This window comes from Streptomyces sp. MspMP-M5 (genome assembly GCF_000373585.1).
Classification (GTDB): Bacteria; Actinomycetota; Actinomycetes; order Streptomycetales; family Streptomycetaceae; genus Streptomyces.
This window is the reverse complement of record NZ_KB891903.1, coordinates 1-18,850: the sequence shown is the minus strand read 5'-3', so window position 1 is coordinate 18,850 and position 18,850 is coordinate 1. Positions and strand designations below refer to the sequence as shown.

Here is an 18,850-nt window from a genome sequence, read left to right as displayed (position 1 = left end):
AGCCGGTGTAGCGGAGATCACGCAATGGTCACGTAACTGACGGGGCGTCAATTCTGGTACCGCTGCTGGTCAGGACCCCGGTCGGGACGAGTCGGGCGCGGACTCGGGCGTGAACTCGACCGGCAGGGTGCGCAGTCCGCGCATGATGAGCCCACCGCGCCAGCGCAAATCTTCAGGTTCCGCCGCAAGTCGGAGGTCCGGCAGGCGGGTCAGCAGCGTCGCGAGCGCGGTCTGTCCTTCGAGGCGGGCCAGGGGTGCGCCGAGGCAGTAGTGGATGCCGTGCCCGTATCCCAGATGCGGGTTGTCACGCCGCGTGAGGTCGAGCACGTCCGGCTCGTCGAACCGCGCCGGGTCGCGGTCGGCGGCCGCCAGCACCACCAGGACCGGGTCCCCCTCGGCGATCCGCTGTCCGCCCAGCGTCAGCTCCCGGGTCGCGTACCGCCAGGTGGCCAGTTCCACGGGACCGTCGTAGCGGAGCAGCTCCTCGACGGCGGTGGCGAGCAGCTCCTCGTCGCCGGCCGCGATGGACTTCTGGAGCAGTTCGCGCTGGGCGGGGTGGCGGAGCAGTGCGTAGGTGCCGTTGCCGATCAGATTGACCGTGGTCTCAAATCCGGCAAACAGCAACACAAAACACATAGCGGCCGCCTCGTTCTCGGTGAGGTGCTCGCCGTGGTCGGAGGCCCGGATCAGGCCGGAGATCAGGTCGTCGCCGGGGGCGCCGTCCTGGAGGGCGGCGCGCTTGCGGTGGATCAGCTCGGCCAGATACGCCCGCATCTTCTTCACGGAACGGGCGACTCCGCCGCGCGGCCCGCCACCGTGGCGGATCATCATCCCCGCCCAGTCGCGGAAGTCGTCCTGGTCCTCGGGCGGGACGCCGAGCAGGTCGCAGATCGCGTAGATCGGCAGCGGGAACGCGAACTCGTGGATCAGATCTGCGCTCCCCCGCTCCGCGCCGTGCTGCTTTTCGATCATGGCGTCGATGAGTTGGTCGGTCAGCTCCTGTATGCGCGGCGCGAACGCGGCGACCCGGCGCGGGGTGAACGCCTTGGAGACCAGGCGGCGCAGCCGGGTGTGGTCCGGCGGGTCGATGTTGAGCAGGTGCGTCATGAGGTTGGCGCCGCGTTCGCCCGGAATGCCGGTCTTGCCCTTTCCATGGGCGTTCTCGGAGTGGTGCACCGGGTTCTTCGACAGCCGCGCGTCCGCGAGCGCCTGCCGGGCGTCGACGTAACGGGTGACCAGCCATGCCTCGACACCGCTGGGAAGCCGGGTCCGGTGCACCGGCGCGTGCTCGCGCAGCCAGGCGTACGCCGGGTACGGATCGGCGGCGAACTGCCAGGAGAAGAGGGCGGGGGTGGGGGCGGCCGGGGCCGGGGCGGCCATCGGGCAGCCGGCGGGCGGGGCGGGGGTGCCCTCCGGGTGGGGGCCGGGCCTGGTCTCCGGGCGGGCGTCGGGCTTGTGGTGCTGCACGTATCGACCGTAACCGGTGACGCACCCGCCCCGCCGGGCCCGCAGGTCTCACCCCGACCCCATTGCCGTCCCCGACCCCGTCGCCGTCCCCGTCGCCGTCCCCGCCGAGGGCGTCCGGAACGTCACCCCGTCTCCACCCCCAGCTCCGCCAGGAAGGCGGCCGCGGCCGGGGACGGGCCCAGCCCGCTCCACACCACCCGCTCGGTCCGCTCCGGCGCCGGCCGCACCCGCACCACCCGCAGCCCGGTCAGCCGGCGGGCGAACGACTCCGGCACCATGCCGATGCCGAGCCCGGCCCCGACCAGCTGCACCAGGAAGTCCACCGTGGTCACCTCGAACGCCACCTCGGAGGTCAGCCCCGCGGCCCGGAACGCCTCCTCGCGCTGGCGGCGGGCCGCCGAGCCCTCGGCGTAGTCGACGAAGGTCTCCCGGGCCACCCGCGCCAGCGTCGTCCACTCCCGCCCGGCCAGCGGATGCTCCGGCGGCACCACCGCCACCAGTTCCCCGTGCGCCAGCACCTTCTCCCGTACACCGGCCGTCCGCGCCGTGGGCACCAGCCCGACGAACGCCACGTCCAGCACGCCCTCCCGCACCCGCTCGATGAGCGGATCGCTCATGTCCATCTGCAGGCCGATCCGCACTTTCGGATACTTCGTACGGAACGCCCCCAGCTCGCGGGCGAGGTCGACGGCGCCGACGGTGGAGATCGCCCCCACCGCCAGCCGCCCGCGCACCTCGCCGGTCACCGCCTCCACCTCGGCGCGGGCCCGTTCGGCGGCCTGGAGCGTCTGCCGGGCGACCGGAAGGAACGCTTCCCCGGCGGCGGTCAGCCGCACGCGGCGGCTCGTCCGGTCGAAGAGCCGCGCCCCCAACTCCTTCTCCAGCCGCGCGATCTGATGGCTGAGCGCGGACTGCACCACATGGCAGCGCTCCGCGGCCCGGGTGAACCCACCGGTCTCGGCGACCGCGACGACGTACCGCATCTGCTGCAGCTCCATGCCCGCGATCGTAGGAGCGTCCGCCTCCGCAGCTCCCATCCGTCCCATCTCACATCACGATCGATGCGATGAAAACCATGCGTTGGACCGATGGATGCCACGGGCCGGACCCTTGTGCCCATGAGAACGAGCACGAGCATGAGCACGAGCACGAGCGCGGAAGAACCGACCGGCCCGGAGACGAGCACCGAAGGGGACCTCGCCGCCACCGGAGCGGAGGCGCCGACACCTCGACTCGGCCGCGGCACCCTGCTCCTGATGTCCGTCGCCACCGGCCTCTCGGTCGCCGGCAACTACTTCGCCCAGCCGCTGCTGGACGTCATAGGCCGCGACCTCCACCTCTCCGCCGGCACCGCCGCACTGGTCGTCACCGTCGCCCAGACCGGCTACGGACTCGGGCTGCTGCTCCTCGTCCCGCTCGGCGACCTCCTGGAGCGCCGCCGGCTCGCGGTCGTCCTCTGCGCGCTGACCGCCGCCTTCCTGACCGTGACGGCGAGCGCCCCGAACGGCGCGCTGCTGCTCGTCGGCACCGCCCTGACCGGCCTGACGTCCGTCGCCGCCCAGGTCGTCATGCCGTTCGCGGCGACGCTGTCCGCACCCGCCGAACGCGGCCGGACCGTCGGCACGGTGATGACCGGCCTCCTGCTGGGCATCCTCCTCGCCCGCACCGCCGCCGGCCTCCTGGCCGAACTCGGCGGCTGGCGCACGGTCTACTGGGTCAACGCGGCCCTGATGCTGCTGATGGCGGTGCTCCTGCGGCTCCGCCTCCCGGCCCTGCGTACCGACGCCGGACTGCGCTACCCCGCCCTCCTCCGCTCCACTCTGGCGCTGTTCGCCCAGGAACCCGTGCTGCGCCGGCGGGCGTTGCTCGGCGCCCTGACCTTCGCCGGCTTCAGCACCCTGTGGACGGCGGTGGTCTTCCTGCTCTCCGGCCCCGCCTACGGCTGGCAGGAATCGACGATCGGGCTGCTCGGACTGGTCGGCGCGGCCGGTTCGCTCGCCGCCACGGCGGCCGGGCGACTGGCGGACCGCGGACTGGCCCACCGCGTCACCGGCGTCGGCGCGTGCCTGCTCCTCGCCTCCTGGGGCCTGTTGGCAGCCGGCGGCACGGGCGGCGCCTGGTCACTGGTGGCCCTGCTGGCCGGGGTGATCGTCCTGGACCTCGCCGCCCACGCCGTCCACGTCACCAACCAGAACCTCATCTACGCCGTCCGCCCCGAAGCCCGCAACCGCCTCAACTCCGCCTACATGACCAACTACTTCACGGGAGGCGCGGCGGGCTCCGCCCTCACGTCGGCGGTCTGGGGCCTGGGCGGCTGGGGCGGCGTGTGCGCGCTGGGGGCGGGCATGGCGGGGGCGGTTGTGGTGGTGTGGGCGGCGGAGTGGGCGCAACGGGTGCGGGCCGCGCGGGCGGCGGCGGGCTCCTCCGGCGTGGGCGGCTGAGCGCCGTGCGCACCTCACCTCCTCCTTTCCCCCTCTCTAAAGTCCTTCCTCCCTCTGGGGTCCTTCCTCCTCTTTCTCGCGCAGTGGCATCCCCGCGACGACGGACTTCCCGCAGGGGCGCCGCGGCATCACCGCCCAGGCGGCGGAGACGGCGTCCACGAGGACCAGCCCGCGGCCGCCGCAACCGATGTCCGGGTCGGACGCCCTGACGACGGGGTGCCCGTCTCCGGCGTCGGACACCGCCAGCCAGTAGTGCCCGTCGGCAGGCCAGAGGAACAGCTCGACTCGTTGGCCTTCCCGGTCATCACCGTGCAGGGTCCCGTGCCGCACCGCGTTGGTGACGAGTTCCGAGGCCAACAGGACGAGATCGGCTGCCAGTTGCGGGGCACAGTCGGCGGGCAGCGCCCCGGCTACGGCCCACCGGGCGCGTCGCACGGAGGCGGCAGTGGCGGGAAACGTCCAGCGGGAGGGGACGGCGGGGACCCGGGGCTTGGTCAAGGTCGGCGTAGACGCTGCGGACTGCGACGGGAACGGGATGACGGGCATGGTGGAACCCCTCGGTTGCGTCGGTTAGTTAGGCGCGTACGCACTCACCCCAGGACAGGCGGGCGTACTCGCGCGGTGCGCTTCCGGCGGTTGCGGTGTGTATCTTGCGCAACACTGACCGTAGAACAGCTGATGGTAAATTTGCCACACACTTCGGCAAATGAGCCACGGATTGGTGAACTCGCCTCCCTGGAGACCAGACTGAGGCGACGTTGCATGGAGGGGGACGGCATGCCGCCCAGGACCATCCCGACGGAGCGACAGAGGCGTTTGGGGAGCGAGCTGAGGAGACTCCGCACGTCAGCGGGCATGTCCGCCGAACACGCAGCCGGCTTGCTAGGTGTGGACCGCGGCAAGATCTCCAACATGGAGTCGGGCGTGCGCGGTATCAGCGCCGAGCGCCTGCGCACACTCGCGTGCAACTGTGGCTGCACCGATGAGAAATACATCGAAGCGCTGGTCGCGATGGCGCAGCCCGACGGCGACGGCTGGTGGGAGCGTTACCGGGGCAGCTTGCCGCAAGGGCTACTCGACATCGCCGAGTTGGAAGACCAGGCAGTGCGCATGCGCGTGGCCAACACGGTGCACATCCCAGGGCTGCTGCAGACTCCCGACCATGCGCTGGCCGTATTCCGCGTCGCAGTACCCGCCCTGCCTGAGCACGAAGTCGCGCTTCGCCTCGCTCACCGTGCCGAGCGCCAACAAGTGATCACCCGCGACGCCCCGGCCTCCTTCGTTGCCATCATCCACGAGGCGGCGCTGAGGATGCAGTTCGGTGGCCGCACTGTCGCACGCAAGCAACTTGAGCACTTGCTCGCCATGTCGGAACGGCAGAACATCCTTCTCCTCGTCATCCCGTTCTCTCACGGCGCCTTCCCTGGTGCCGGACAGAACGCCGTGTACGCCGAAGGGCCCGTGCCACAGCTCGACACCGTCCAGGTGGACAGCACGCATGGCCCCGATTTCCTCCACGCCGAAGGGCAGTTGGCGAAATACCGGACTCAACTCGACTGGTTGGAAGAGTTGGCTCTGCCGCCGGACCAATCGAGAGACTTCATCAGCGAGATCGCGCACCACCTATGAGGAGACGACCATGACACCCAAGATCACCTGGGAAGAGCCCTTCTGCGCCGAAGGCAACTCCTGCTTCCGCCTCGGTACGGACCCCGAAGGCAACGCCTACATCGCCGTCAAAGGCAACGAAGACCACTACCTCACCGACTCCATAGAAGCCCTACGCACGCTCGTCCGGGATATCAAAGCGGGCAAGGCGGATCACCTGCTCTGATCACCAGACCCGCCCGGCTCCGAGGCCGGGGCCTCCCCGAGGACGCGCCTGGCCCCGGGGTGGCCCAGGGCCGCCGCCTTGCGGTACCAGGCTGTGGCCTCGGCCTCGTCGCCGCACTTCTTGTACAGCTCGGCGAGGCGGAAGGCACCGTAGGCGTCGCCGTCCTTGTAGCCCTTGAGGTACCAGGTGCGCGCTTCGTCGGGGCGACCGTGTTCTTCGAGGAGCGTGCCGAGGTTGGCCGCGTCGAGGCCGCGGCCCCGCTGGGCGTCGTCCTGGAAGAACGCCACAGCGCGCTCTACGGAGTCGATGCTGAGGGGGTCGAGGAAGCCGGCGGCGCACGCATCACCCGACGCCGCCGCTCGGCGCATCCAGGCGTCGGCGACCTTGCCTTCCTGCCATAGCAGGTGGATGACGCCCATGCCCCGAGCCACGGGCTCGTAGCGGGCGGCGGCTGCCTCCAGGTAGCTGGTAAAGGCTCCGTCGACGTCCCCCCTGCCGAGCCGCAGATCGCCAAGCAGATGCGCCGCCTCCGGACTCCCGGCCTTCGCCCCTGCGGCGAACCAGTGCTCGGCCCGGGCACGCAACAGCTTCCCGAGCAACGCGGCCGCCCCGGCGTCCCCCGCTTCCGCGGCAGTCTCCAGGAACGGCTCGGCCGCCTTCCCCTCACCCCGCTCGGCGAGCGTCCGCCCCAACCTGCCCGCCGACTGCGGCTCCCCGGCCTCGGCCGCCCGACGGAACCAGCGCTCGGCTTCGTCCCGCTCCCCCAGCGAATCGGCGAGCAGGCCGAGGTTGTGCAGGGCCGCGGTGTCCCCGGCGTCGGCGGCGCGCTGGAAGGCGATGCGTGCATCCGCCGCGACCTCGGCGTAGTCGTACGCCCCGTCCGTGCGGGCCACCCCCAGGGCGCAGCCCCACACCGGGCCGGGGACGTCCGGCAGTTCCTCATGCCGGGCCGCCGCCTCGACGAGGATCGGCGCGGCCCGCCAGGTGTCCCCCGTCACCCGGTCCAGCAGCCGCAGCAGCCCGTACCGCCGCTCGGTCGCCCAGGCGCGGGCGTCCTCGGCCGACTCCCGCTCCATGCCGGTCACGTCCGCGTATCCCTCGTGGACCTTGAGGAGGAGGTCCATGGGGAGCGGGCCGGTCAGGCCGCAGCGGGCGAGGTCCAAGGCGGCGCGGACCAGAGCGTGACCACGCGGGTGGCGGTCGGCGCGACGGGCGCGCCACCATTCGTCCCAGAGGAGGGGACCCAGGGCGAGGCAGGTGGCGGCGCCGTCCGGGCCGCTTGCCGAGACGACGCCCATCAGGCGCGGATCACCGGTGCGCGCGGCGTCCGCTGCGAGCCGCTGCCGTTCCGTCGGGCTCCACTCCCGGGCCAGTTCGACGATGTGGGCCAAGTCGAGGACCCGGCCGCCGGGCTGGACACGGCAGGCGTCGTAGGCGTCCTCACTCATGGTGGCGACCACGACGACCCGGAGGGCCGCCAACTGGGCGAGCAGGCGCGGTTCCAGTCCGCCGTCCCCGAGGTGCTCGTCAAGGTCGTCGAGCCAGATGAGGTAACGCTCCGGGCGGCCTTGCAGCAGGGCGGGCAGGCCGCGCAGGTCCGTGCCACGGGCCGGCGCGAACACCCTACGGCCGGCCGGCCCTCTGGCCATCGCCTCCAATGCCGTGCGCGACTTTCCGGTGAACGGCTCACCGAGCAGCAGCACCAGACCGCCGCCCGCGCGCGCCTCTCCCAAGGCTGTATCAAGGTCGTGATCACGGTCGCGGAGGACGTAGGGCGGGAGGGGCGGGTGACCGGGGACACGGTGGGTGGGCCGGACACCGAAGGCGATCGGGTCCATGTCGTCGGCCGTAGGCCAGCCCTGGGGGTCGGGGAGAGCGCCCGGGACGGGGTTCGTGTGAAAGGCGAGGGCACTGATGGTTTCCGCCTGGATCACGGGGCCGTAGGTGGTGCCCCCGGACACGACGTTGCGGACGACGGGGGTCCCGGCAGGTCCGTCGAACTCACCGGGGCCGTGCGGCTCGGCAGAGGCGGGCGAGGGAAACTCACCCACGAGGGAGCGGAGTTCAGCGGCGGCCGAGGGGTCCCGCTCCAGCAAGCTACGCAGGACGGCGAGCCACCAGGCGTTTGCCTCTGACGGTTCCTCGGGCGGAGGTCCGTCAACGAGGCCCACAAAGGCGGCTGTCTTAAGCGGACTCGGCCCATAGTCCGAGTTCGCGAACAGTGCGGCCGCCCGCGTCACCAACTCCTCGTCCACCCAAGCCCCTCCCCCACAACTCCCAGTCCCCCAACGGTACTAAGTGCTGCTCTCCTCGGCCGCCACCACCGCGTCCCGGTAGGCGCGGGCCGCGGCGCGGAGGGCTGCCTCCGGGTCGATGCCCTCCGACTCGGCGCGGACGGCGAGGGCCAACAGTTCGTAGCCGATGCCGGCGCCCGACGGGAGGGGGACGGCCAGGCCCGCCGACCGCACGCGGGAGGCGAGTTTGGCGGTGAGGGCGAGGGCAGGTTGGGCCAGCGGGACGCCTTCCGTGAGGGAGGTGCGCTGTTTTTCCTCGGCCTTGGTGCGGAGCCAGTGGGTCTTGACGTCCTCGGGGGTCTCGGCGGGCTCGTCGCCGAAGACGTGGGGGTGGCGGTGGAGCAGCTTTTCGACGAGGGTGCCGGCCACGTCGTCGACGGAGAACGGGGCGTCGGGGTCGTCCTGGGCAATGCGGGCGTGGAAGACGACCTGGAGGAGGACGTCGCCGAGCTCCTCGCGGAGCGCCTCGCGGTCGCCCTCCTCGATGGCCTCGACCAGTTCGTACGCCTCCTCGATGCCGTACTTGGCGAGGTCGCGGTGGGTGCGGATGCTGCTCCACGGGCACTCGGCGCGGATCTGGTCCATGACCTGGACGAGGTCGAGCAGGCGGGCGCCGGGGAGGTCGTAGGAGCCGGGCAGCAGTTCCAGGTCGGGCATGGTCTCGCGGCCGGAGCCGGCGAGCCGGGCCAGGCCGTCGGTGAGGGCGCTCTCGCCGTCGGCGGAGGTGAGGACGACGGCGGTGCGGTCCCCGGGGACGACGTCGTCGACCAGTTCGCGGGCGGTGGGGGCGGCGGTCTCGACCGTGATGCCGGCCTCGCGGAGGTAGGGCAGCTGGGGGTGGTCGGGGTCGGCGCTGAGGACGCGGTCGGCGGTGCGCAGGGCCTGCCAGGCGGGCCAGGAGAGCAGGCCGGGGGCGACCCGGTGGCTGGTCGTGAGCAGGACCAGGCGGCCGGTGCCGGTGTCGGCACGGGTGCCGGTGCCCGTACCGGTGTCCGTGCCGGTACCGGAGTGCTCAGGGCGGGCGGCGGCGTCCGGACCGGCGGCGGCAGCAGGGGTGGCGTCAGCGGCGTCAGCGTTCACGTAACGAACGTAACGCACGGCACTGACAGTGCTCCGCGGGCACCGGGCCAGCCCGGCTCGGCCCGGGCTCGACACCGGCTCGCACCAGCCCGGCTCCGGCTCGACACCGGCTCGGTCCCCCCGACGGCGCCCGCGCGGCTACGCCTCCTGCCGTGGCGGCGCCGCCGGCACCAGCCACGGCGTCCTGGTCTCGCCGAGGATCACCTGCTGGTCGTCCCAGGCGCCGTAGCGGGGATTGACGTCGACGCCCATGGCGCGGGAGGTCCTGGACAGGGCCTCGACGAGGGCGCGCTGGCCTTCGGGGCGGCCGCGGTCCGCGTGCAGGTGCTTGGCGAGGCCGTCGATGAGGAGCTGGTTGCGGACCACCTGGTCGATCTGGTCGGGGGCGGTGCCCTGCTGGAGCCACATCGTCTTGAGGCGGGCGGCGCCGCCGGCCTGTTCTTCCGCCTCCGCCCGGGCGTTCTGGATGTCGGCGCGGGTGACGCTGACCCCGGCGTCGCGGGCGGCGCGGGCCAGCACCTCGTCGAAGATCATGCCGTTGAGGGTGGAGAGGCCGAGCCGGCCGGTGTTCGTGATCATCTCCTTGCCCTGTGGCGACGCGGCCTGGGCGGCGCGGATGTCCTTGACCCGGCCCTGGAGCTCGGCGACGGTGATCCGCTTGCCGTCCACGATGGCGGCGGCGCCGGGGTGGGCGTCGGTGCCGCAGGCGGTGAGCAGCGGGGCCGCGGCCAGCAGCGCGGCGGCGGAAACGGAGAGCGCGGTCCTTCGGCGGAACACTTGGCCTCCCGAGGGGATGCAGATCGTGCGACGGAGTGATGACCTAGGTACGACCTTCGGTGATCGATGCTAGGGAGTCGGCGTGGCGCGGGCCACTGCTTCGGGCAACGAGCCGCGCGGGGGTCGGTTCCGGCGGACGACGACCGGCCCGCCCGGGTGGCGCACCGCCGGGCCGCGCACCCGTCAATCCTGCGCTCCCGTCAACCCTGCATCTGCGCCAGCCAGTACAGGGTCCGGCGGATCTCCGTGGGGAAGGCGTGGTGCGGGCCGTGCAGGCGCTCGGCGTCGTGGAGGAGGCGGGCGAGGGTCTCCTTGGCGGCGCCGTGTTCGCCCTGGGCCAGCAGCAGGTGGCCGATGGAGCGGCGGATTTCGAGGGGGCGGACGGGGTCGTCGGCGTAGTGCTCGAAGTACGGGAGCAGGGCGCGGTACTCCTCCAGGGCCTGGGCGACCTCGCCGAGCTGTTCCAGGCACTGGGCGGCGTCGTGGTGGAACTGGAGGGCCTGGCGGGTGGCGCCGGCCCCGGACTCCTTGGCGTACTGCTCGGCCAGGATGCGGAGTTCGGGCAGCGCGCGGCGGTACTGGCCGTCGTCCATGAGGGTCGCCGCGTACTGCTTGCGGAGGGTGCGGACGACCGGGGAGTGCGGGCCGTGGCGTTCGGCGGCGGCCGGGAGGATGCCGCCGAGGATGTCCACGGCGCGGGTGATGCGGCCCTGGTCGAGGAGGAGTTTGACCTCGTCGACGGCGGCGGCGACGTCCGGGCCGGAGGAGGGAGAGGGGGAAGAGGAGGAAGGGGAGGACGTGGCGGCGGAGGGGGCGGGGCTCTGCTGGGGCGGGGGCCGGTGGGCGGACGGCGGGGCGGTCCAGGAGGCGTTGCCGGCGAGGGAGGTGCGGGGGTCCTGGACGGGCCGGGCGGGCGCGGCGGCCCGCTGCTCGGGGACGCGCGGGGTGGCCGGCACCGTCGGGGTGGGCGCGGGCGCCGGGGCGCCGGCGGAACGGGCCGGCCAGGGGGCGTGCGGCTGACGGAAGGGGCGCGTGGGGTCCATGGGGGACAGCGGGGGGTGCGGGCCCGCGGAAGACGTGGGCAGGAGGGGGGCGAGGGCCGCGTAGACCTCCTGGGCGTCGGCGGGGCGGGCCCGGGGGTCCTTGCGGAGCAGGTGCAGGACGAGCGCTTCGAGGGGCTCGGGGACGTCGGGGCGGAGCCGGCGGACCGGGACCGGCTCCTCGTGGAGGTGCCGGTGGAGGACGCCCAGGGCGGTGGAGCCGGCGAACGGGACCTGGCCGCTGAGGAGTTCGTGCAGGAGTACCCCGAGGGCGTAGAGGTCGGTGTACGGGCCGACGGCGCCGCCCATGGCCTGTTCGGGCGCCATGTAGGCGGGGCTGCCGATGGGCGAGCCGGTGTGGGTGAGGCGGGTGGTGTCGGTGTCCAGGGCTGAGGCGATGCCCAGGTCCAGGACGATGAGGGAGCCGTCCGGCCGGATCATGACGTTGCGGGGCTTGAGGTCCCGGTGGACGATCGGCACCGCGTGCACCGCGGCCAGTACGGCACACAGCTGGGCGGCGACGGAGACCGCCCACGGCCAGGGGTAGGGGTCGTGCTCGGCGAGGTGGTCGGAGAGGTCGGCGCCCTCGACGTACTGCATGACGAGGTAGAGGTCCTCGTCGTCGCTGCCGGCGTCGTGGACGGTGACGAGTCCGGGGTGGTCGACCTGTGCGGTGACCCGGCACTCGCGGACGAAGCGGCGGCGCATCTCCTCGCCGTCGGGGGTGCCGGCGACCCGGTCGGGGCGGAGCAGTTTGACGCCGACCCGGCGGTCCAGGCGGCGGTCGTAGCCGATCCAGACCTGGCCCATGCCGCCCTGGCCGAGGAGGACGGAGAGTTCGTAGCGATCGGCGATGACCCGCCCGTTCACCGGCCCTCCTTGCGGAGGTAGTCGCTCAGTTCGTCGAGTTCGGCGCGGACCTGGTCGATGCGCTGGGGCGGCGGGCGGTGCTCGGGCGCGTACGGCGGGGGCTGTGGGGGCTGCTGGTTGACCGGTGGTGCCGCCATGGGGGGCGCGCCCAGAGGGCCGGCGCCCGGGACGGCGTAGGGCTGGGTCTCCTGGTTGTGCAGGGGGGTGTGGGGGTGGTGCACGGGCGGCGGGGCGTAGGGGTGGTAGAAGGCCCCGGCAGGGTAGGCCGGCGGGACCGGTCCTGCGGTGTGGGCCCGTTCGGCCCGGAGGTCGACGACGAGGTAGTACGCCACGACGGCGGCTATCTGGAGCAGCAGGAGGGCGACGCCCACGTTGGTGCGCCAGTCGTCCTCCGGGAAGCTGACGATCAGTACGCAGGTGCCGACGAACAGCACCAGGTCGGCGGCGAAGAGCCACCAGCCCAGCGGCCGGCGCTGCACGATCGCGGCCCGCAGCATCGCGGCCCAGGACAGGAAGCCCAGGCTGAGCACCGTGGCGGCCACGAAGACCAACCTCAGGGCGAGGACCGTCCCGCGCGCCGGGGGACGGTGCACCGGCGGGGCCGGAACTGGGCCGTGCATCACTGCTCCTGATGGTTCGTTCGTGACCGGAGGCCGGGGCCGGGGGCCGGGCCGGGGGCTCCCGAGTGCTCGGCCTTGCCCGAGCAGGGCGGGCCCCTTCGGCGGCCGTGCGCGCGCCACGGCAGCCGGGCCGCCGGTGCGCGCACGTGCCTGCGAGCGTATATACGACGCCGCGCCCGCGTGCAGGGTTGTACGGATTGGGTCGGCGATCCGTACAACCCTGCACGCGGGCCTCCGGGGCTCAGCCGGGAGCGACCGTGCCGTCCGTCAGGCCGTCGTGGAGCCCTTGGACGAACTGCTCGCCGAGCCGGGAGGCCAGTCGCAGGGCGCTTTCGAACGCGGCGAGGTCGGCGAAGCGGCGGCCGTAGCGGCGCTGTTCGGCGAGCGGGAGGCGGGGCAGCTGGAGGCGGCGGACGTCGAGCCGGGTGGCGGTGGAGGCGTAGCTGCTGGCCTGGCGGTTGTTGGCGGTGCCGCGCAGGAAGCCGGCCAGGAACCAGGGGTCGAGGGCGGCGGTGTCGGGGCGCAGCAGGGTGAGGTTGCGGCCGAGGGCGGCGCCGGCGGTGGCCTCGTCGACGACCCGGGCGGTGGCGCCGCCGCCGAGGACCGGGACGACCACGTCGCCCTCCTGGACGAGGACGGGCTCCTCGGGGGGCGTGCCGGCGGGGGTTTCGGGGAGCGTGCCGGAGGGGGCGAGGCCGCCGAGGACGTCGTGGTCGGTGAGGACGGCGGGGGCCGGCTCGGGCCCGGCGGTGCCGGCGCCGCCGGTGCGCAGGACGAGGGCGCCGGAGCGGGCGAGTTCGCCGACGGTGGTCTGGGGCCAGCGGGCGGCGGCCGCCTCGGGGGCGGTGGTGTCGGTGCCGGGGAGCGGGGTGAGTTCGGTGGTGCGGGCCAGGGTCGCGGTGAGGCGGTCGTGGACGCGGGCGAGTTCGGCGGGGCCGCCGGCGGCGGCGGGCGGCGGCAGGTGGCGGGCGGGGGCGAGGTCGACGTCGTCGCCGAGGAGGTCGATGGCGGCCAGCGAGCGGCGGACGCCGGGCACCTCCTCGATCCCGCCGTCGCGGTCGAAGTCCCGCCAGGCGTCCAGGGCGGTGGCCCGTACGGTCTGCCAGTCGAGTTTGTCGCGGCCCGGCCCGGCGGGGGCGGCGGTGTCGACGACCAGGAGCTGGGGGACGGGCGGGGTGGTGCCGCCGGGCTTGCGCAGCACCCACAGGTGCAGCGGGATGTTGTTGGGCGGGGCGGCGCCGGCGGGCAGGGCGATGACCGCGCGCAGGGCGCCGCGGCGCAGCAGGTCGGCGCGGATCCGGCGGCCGGAGCGGCGGGAGGCGGCGGCGGGCGGCATGAGGAGGACGGCGGTGCCGCCGGGCCGCAGCCGGGCCAACGCGTGCTGGACCCAGGCCAGTTCGGATTCGGTGCGGGCCGGGAAGCCGTATTCCCAGCGGGGGTCGTAGGCGAGTTCGTCGTGGCCCCAGTTGCGTTCGTTGAACGGCGGGTGCGCGAGGACGGCGTCGGCGGCGAGCTGGGGGAAGGCGTCGGCGCGCAGGGTGTCGGCGGCCCGGACGCGGACGTCGGCGCCGGGGGCCTGGAGGGCGAGCCGGAGCGCGGTGAGGGCGGCGAGGTCGGGGTCGGCGTCCTGGCCGTGGAGGGCGGGGGCCTGGTCGTGGCCGGCGGGTCCCTGGCCGGACGTCTCGTGGACGGCGGCGAGGAGTGCGCCGGAGCCGCAGGCCGGGTCCAGGACGGTGGCCAACGAGCCCGTGGTGGCGGCGAGTTCGGCCATCAGGGCGGCCGGTCCCGACGGGGTGGGGGTGTACTGGCGGGGGTTGGCGTCCAGGTGGCGGCCGAGCAGGAAGCCGTACGCCTCGGCGGCGCCGTCGGTGGTGGCGAGGTCGCCGGTGGCGCGGACGAGGGCGGCGGAGTGCGCGAGGGCCGTGCGGGTCAGGCCGCGCACCGGGTGCCCGGGGCCGAGCCGGCCGGTGAGGACGGATTCCAGCATGGCGGGCAGGACGCCGGTCAGTTCGGTGTCGTCGGCGGCGGCGCGGAGCTGGCGCCAGGCGGCGGGGCGCTCCTGGACGAGCAGCAGGACGGCGCCGGCCTGGCGGAGCGCGGCGGCGGCGCCGGCGGGGTGGCCGACGAGTTGCTGCCAGACCCGTTCACGGGCCGGGACCTCGGCGAGTTTGCCCTGGTCGCGGAGCCATTGTTCGACGTCGCGGAGGGCGAAGGCGGGGCTGGTCTCGGTGCCGCCGACGGGTTTGGGGAAGTCGGCGTGGCGGCGCCGCCAGTTGCTGACCGCGGCCCGGCCGACGCCGGCGAGCCGGGCGATGCCGGCGGCGGTCACCTCGGTCGGGCGGGCGTCCGCCCGTCGCCCGCCGGCCGCGCGGGTTTCCGTAACGCCGCGGTCCGCGCTGTCGTCCGTCGCCTTCTCCGGCACCTGTGTGGCTCCTGTCCCGATGACCCCGTGACCGTTGGGTGACCTCTGTGCCGACGAGCATACCCATGCACTGCGCACGAACCGCTTCACGGCGTGAACCTCGGCATTTCGTGAACTCGTGTTGACTCGGTTCACAGCCTCTGCTCTTATTGACCCACCGATTCACGGAACGACTCCAGCGCCCGGAAGGGGCCCCTTCGCATGTCCCAGCAGATGCAGTACCAGCCCGTCCCGGAGGGGGCGCCCGGCATGCCGGCCCCCGGTCACCACCAGGCGGCCCGCAACGGCCTCGGCATCACCGCCCTGATCCTCGGCATCATCGGCACGCTCAGCGGCATCCCGATGGTCCTGTTCTGGCTGGCCGGCCCGCTCGGTCTGCTGGCGCTGATCTTCGGCTTCGTGGGCCTGAGCCGGGTCAAGAAGGGCCAGGCCACCAACAAGGGCGTGGCGGTGACCGGCACCGTCCTCGGCGGCCTCGCGATGATCCTCGCGATCGTCGGGATCATCGTCACCGTGCTCGCCGTCAACAAGGCCGTCGACGAGATCAACAAGCAGGTCAACGGCTCCCAGGCGCAGCCCAAGGACGGCAGCAAGGGCAACAAGTCCTACGGGCCGGGCGCCGTGGCGACCTACCCGGACAAGGGCCTGGAGGTGAGCGTCGCCAAGCTCACCCCGTACACCGTCGGCGACATCGCCTCCGGCCACACCGCGGGCAACAAGGCGTACAAGGTCACCGTGCAGATCAAGAACAAGGGCAAGGCCGCCTTCAACCCGGCCCTGACCCAGATCAAGGCCAAGACCGGCGCCGACGGCCGCAAGGCGGAGCAGATCATCGACGGCAAGATTGGCATCGGCTTCGACGGCTCCATCGCCCCGGGCGCCACCGCCACCGTGGACGTCGCCTTCGACGCCCCGCCCACCGCCAAGGAACTCGACGTCGAGGTCGCCCCGGACATCGACATGCAGGGCGTCTTCTGGAAGCTGCCGACCGGCTGACCCCGCGCGGCGCCCCCGACGGGCGCCACCCCGACCCCCTCCGGCGCAACGGCCCCGGGCCTGGACCGCGACCACCGCGGCCCGGGCCCGGGGCCGTTCCCGCCGGGCGCGCGGCTGCTCCTACTTCGCCGTGAACCGCGCCGGCGCCTCCGTCGGCGTCCCCCCGCCCGGCAGCGCCTGGCGCGGGCAGGAGTCGAGCACCTTCGCCATCGCCGCCTGCTCGGCCCGGGTCACCCACAGCCCGTACTTCTGCTTCACCGCCACCTGCCGCGCGACATACGTACAGCGGTAACCGGCGTACGAGGGCAGCCAGTCCGCCGCGTCCCCGTCGCTCTTGCTGCGGTTGGCCGACGCCTCCACCGCGATCAGGTTCAGCGGGTCGTTGGCCAGCGCCACCCGCTTGCGGGCCGGCCACTGCCGCGCGCCCGTCTGCCAGGCGTCCGACAGCGCCACCACGTGGTCGATGTCGACGGCGCTGCGGCCCCGCTGGTAGCGCAGCGACTTCCCGGTGTACGGGTCCTTCGGCAGGGTTCCGGAGACCACCACGCACTTCTTCGCGTCCCGGAACGCGGTCCCGCGCAGATCCCGTTTGAGGATGTCGTCACGGGTGCCGCAGCCGTTGCCGTCGGTGTCCGCCCAGGCCGAGCCGAAGCGGTCCCGGGCGTAACCGTCCTTCGTCCCCGGCCGCTTGACGGCCAGCGAGCCCAGCGCGCTCCGGGCACTGCCCGGCGCCCCCATCCGCCCGCCGCCGTCCGCGGGAACGGACGCGCCCGGCCCCGCGTCCGAGTGACCACCACCCCGGCCGCCGGGGCCGGAACAGCCGGCGACGGCCAGCAGCACGGCCAGGGCGGCGGCACCGACGGCGCTCGGGGCCGGGCGGCGGGCGGAGGTGGAGATCCGAATCACGTGGGGCGTCCAATCCGAAAAAGCGTGGCAACGGCGTTGCGGGACAGGTGAACCGGGGGACGGGCCGGCCGGCGGACGCCGGACCGACCCGTACCCCGGGTTCGGATATCTTTTCGGAAATCGAGAGTGAGGACGCCCATGGACACGGCCGCAGCAACGGCGGCGGACGGCCGCACCGGGCCCTCCTCCGGCACCGCCGCCGACCCGTCGGCCGCGCCCGCCACCACCGCGCCGGCACCGTCCCGGCCCGCCGCACTCCGCGCCGCGCTCCGCGCCCCGCGCCTCGACCCGTACTGGACCGCCGGGTTCTTCTTCGTCGCGTTCGCCGTGCTCTCGTACGGGCGCTACCGCACGATGTCCACCATCTCCTGGGACCTGGGCATCTTCGAGCAGGCGGTCCGCGGCTACGCCCACCTCCGGGCGCCCCTCGTCGACCTCAAGGGACCCGGCACCAACATCCTCGGCGACCACTTCAGCCCCATCCTGGTGCTACTCGCCCCCTTCTACCGGCTGTTCCCCTCCCCCCTGACCCTGCTCACCGCGCAGGCCGCGCTGTTCGCACTCTCCGCGATACCCGTCACCCGCGCCGCCGCCCGCCACCTCGGCCGCCGGCGCGGGCTGGCCCTCGGCCTCGCCTACGGCCTGTCCTGGGGCATACAACGGGCCGTCGACTTCGACTTCCACGAAATAGCCTTCGCGGTCCCGCTGATCGCCTTCGCCCTCGAAGCCGCACTGCGCGGCCGCTGGAACACCGCCGCCTGCTGGGCCGCCCCCCTCCTCCTGGTCAAGGAGGACCTCGGCGTCACCGCCGCCGCCATCGGCGCGCTCTCCCTGCTCCGCACCCGCCGCCCCGGCCCCCTGCCGCTCGCCCTCGTCGTCCTCGGCATCACCGCCACCGCCGTCACCCTCGCCCTGGTCATCCCCGCCTTCAACGGCGGCGGCTCCTACGACTACTGGAGCAAACTCGGCGGCCACGGCACCGACGCCCCCGCCATACCCGTCGACGTCGCCCTGCGCACCCTGCTGTGGACGCTGCTGCCCACCACCGGCCTGCTCGCGCTGCGTTCCCCGCTCCTCCTCGTGGCCGTGCCCACCCTCGGCTGGCGCTTCCTCTCCCACGAACCCCACTACTGGGGCACCGACTGGCACTACAGCGCCGTCCTGATGCCCGTCGTCTTCCTCGCCCTGGTCGACGCCCTGCCCCGGGCCCTCGCCTCCGCCCGGCCCTGGATGCGCTCCTACGCCCACCACCTGCCCGCCGCCGTGCTGGCCGCCGCGCTCGCCCTGACCACCACGCTGCCGCTGGCGCGGCTGACCGAGGCCGACACCTACCGCACGCCCCCGGAAGTACCCGCCGCCCAGCGGCTGCTGGACCGGATACCCGACGGCGCGACGGTGGAGTCCGACATCCGCCCGCTCAGCCGCCTCACCGGCCGCACCCGCGTCTACTGGACCGGCGACACGGGCGGGCTGGCCCCCGACTACGTCGCCGCACAGCTGCACGACGACCACACCCCGCAACAGGCCCTGGCCGACGCCACCGCCCGCCACCCCCACTCCACCTACGTCCTGCTCGGCACCGCCGCGGACCTCGTCGTCCTCCACCGCACCTCGGCCCACTGACCGGGCCGGGCGGCCGGGAAAATCCCCGCGCACCGCGGTCTGGGTCGGCGTCCACTACGACCTGACGGTCGATACGGGGCGGATCTCTACGTCCGCGTGTGCGGAGCGGATCGCCGCCCACGTTGTCGACTGACCCGCCGTAGGGTTCGCCTGCGGCGGGGGCTTGTGGGGCGGGGCCCGCCGGTACGTGGTGGGTGGCGGGTGCGGGGCCTCCGGGGTGGGTGTTCGGACTGCTTCGCTTTACGTCCGAACACCCACCCCTCCGGCCCCGCACCCTCCCGCCGGACGGCGACGATCCCCGCCCCTTGTGGGAAAGGGGAGGTCAAGGGTGCTCACGGCCGACCCGCGCTTCTGGCTTCGGGGGCACCACGACGAGGCCGCTTCCCTCCTCCCCACCGGGCGGGGGCGCTCACGTATGTACGGGAGGGTGCCTGTGGGGCGGGCCGGAGGGGGTGGGTTGTCGGACGTAAAGCGAAGCAG

At 73.5% G+C, this 18,850-nt stretch carries 15 protein-coding genes; 5 read left to right on the top strand and 10 right to left on the bottom strand.

Annotated features, from left to right (window positions below; translation table 11 throughout):
• Window positions 1-69: 69 nt before the first annotated feature.
• Window positions 70-1,380 carry a cytochrome P450 family protein gene (locus tag B073_RS0123585; protein ID WP_018540546.1) on the bottom strand — a complete coding sequence of 437 codons (1,311 nt, stop codon included), beginning with the start codon at window positions 1,378-1,380 and terminating at the stop codon, window positions 70-72.
• A 209-nt stretch (window positions 1,381-1,589) separates the two neighbouring features.
• The gene (locus B073_RS0123580) at window positions 1,590-2,465 is read right to left on the bottom strand and encodes a LysR family transcriptional regulator (RefSeq protein ID WP_018540544.1); all 876 of its coding nucleotides are present in this window, start codon (window positions 2,463-2,465) and stop codon (window positions 1,590-1,592) included.
• A 138-nt stretch (window positions 2,466-2,603) separates the two neighbouring features.
• Between B073_RS0123580 and B073_RS0123575 the strand changes: the two genes are divergently transcribed.
• A complete protein-coding gene (locus B073_RS0123575; protein WP_018540543.1) occupies window positions 2,604-3,908 on the top strand; it encodes an MFS transporter in 1,305 nt (434 codons plus the stop codon).
• Between the two features lie 36 nt (window positions 3,909-3,944).
• Here B073_RS0123575 and B073_RS40850 read toward each other — a convergent pair whose 3' ends face one another.
• The gene (locus tag B073_RS40850; RefSeq protein WP_018540542.1) at window positions 3,945-4,454 is read right to left on the bottom strand and encodes an ATP-binding protein; all 510 of its coding nucleotides are present in this window, start codon (window positions 4,452-4,454) and stop codon (window positions 3,945-3,947) included.
• A 231-nt stretch (window positions 4,455-4,685) separates the two neighbouring features.
• Here B073_RS40850 and B073_RS0123565 point away from each other — a divergent pair, with 231 nt between their 5' ends.
• Complete coding sequence (locus tag B073_RS0123565; RefSeq protein WP_026247659.1) at window positions 4,686-5,537, top strand: helix-turn-helix domain-containing protein; 852 nt, start codon at window positions 4,686-4,688, stop codon at window positions 5,535-5,537.
• A 10-nt stretch (window positions 5,538-5,547) separates the two neighbouring features.
• Window positions 5,548-5,742 (top strand): hypothetical protein, encoded by a 195-nt coding sequence (locus B073_RS0123560; RefSeq protein ID WP_018540540.1) that lies wholly within the window; start codon window positions 5,548-5,550, stop codon window positions 5,740-5,742.
• Here the strand turns inward: B073_RS0123560 and B073_RS0123555 are convergent.
• From B073_RS0123555 to B073_RS0123530, 6 genes are all read right to left on the bottom strand, one after another.
• Window positions 5,730-7,793 carry a tetratricopeptide repeat protein gene (locus tag B073_RS0123555; protein WP_234025146.1) on the bottom strand — a complete coding sequence of 688 codons (2,064 nt, stop codon included), beginning with the start codon at window positions 7,791-7,793 and terminating at the stop codon, window positions 5,730-5,732. The two genes, B073_RS0123560 and B073_RS0123555, sit on opposite strands and share 13 nt — an antisense overlap.
• 243 nt (window positions 7,794-8,036) lie before the next feature.
• Window positions 8,037-9,116 (bottom strand): nucleoside triphosphate pyrophosphohydrolase, encoded by a 1,080-nt coding sequence (locus tag B073_RS0123550; protein WP_018540538.1) that lies wholly within the window; start codon window positions 9,114-9,116, stop codon window positions 8,037-8,039.
• Between the two features lie 138 nt (window positions 9,117-9,254).
• Complete coding sequence (locus B073_RS0123545; protein WP_018540537.1) at window positions 9,255-9,893, bottom strand: SurA N-terminal domain-containing protein; 639 nt, start codon at window positions 9,891-9,893, stop codon at window positions 9,255-9,257.
• A 200-nt stretch (window positions 9,894-10,093) separates the two neighbouring features.
• Complete coding sequence (locus tag B073_RS0123540; RefSeq protein WP_018540536.1) at window positions 10,094-11,803, bottom strand: serine/threonine-protein kinase; 1,710 nt, start codon at window positions 11,801-11,803, stop codon at window positions 10,094-10,096.
• The gene (locus B073_RS0123535; RefSeq protein ID WP_018540535.1) at window positions 11,800-12,423 is read right to left on the bottom strand and encodes a hypothetical protein; all 624 of its coding nucleotides are present in this window, start codon (window positions 12,421-12,423) and stop codon (window positions 11,800-11,802) included. Before B073_RS0123535 ends, B073_RS0123540 begins: the two co-directional genes overlap by 4 nt.
• 241 nt (window positions 12,424-12,664) lie before the next feature.
• Window positions 12,665-14,752: an N-6 DNA methylase gene (locus tag B073_RS0123530; protein WP_026247658.1), complete on the bottom strand. Its 2,088-nt coding sequence runs from the start codon at window positions 14,750-14,752 to the stop codon at window positions 12,665-12,667.
• A 294-nt stretch (window positions 14,753-15,046) separates the two neighbouring features.
• Between B073_RS0123530 and B073_RS0123525 the strand changes: the two genes are divergently transcribed.
• Window positions 15,047-15,841 carry a DUF4190 domain-containing protein gene (locus B073_RS0123525; RefSeq protein WP_018540533.1) on the top strand — a complete coding sequence of 265 codons (795 nt, stop codon included), beginning with the start codon at window positions 15,047-15,049 and terminating at the stop codon, window positions 15,839-15,841.
• 120 nt (window positions 15,842-15,961) lie between these two features.
• On the opposite strand, the gene B073_RS0123520 is transcribed toward B073_RS0123525, so the two are convergent.
• Complete coding sequence (locus B073_RS0123520) at window positions 15,962-16,747, bottom strand: HNH endonuclease family protein (RefSeq protein ID WP_018540532.1); 786 nt, start codon at window positions 16,745-16,747, stop codon at window positions 15,962-15,964.
• Between the two features lie 138 nt (window positions 16,748-16,885).
• Here B073_RS0123520 and B073_RS0123515 point away from each other — a divergent pair, with 138 nt between their 5' ends.
• Complete coding sequence (locus tag B073_RS0123515; RefSeq protein ID WP_018540531.1) at window positions 16,886-18,370, top strand: DUF2079 domain-containing protein; 1,485 nt, start codon at window positions 16,886-16,888, stop codon at window positions 18,368-18,370.
• The last annotated feature ends 480 nt before the right edge of the window (window positions 18,371-18,850 follow it).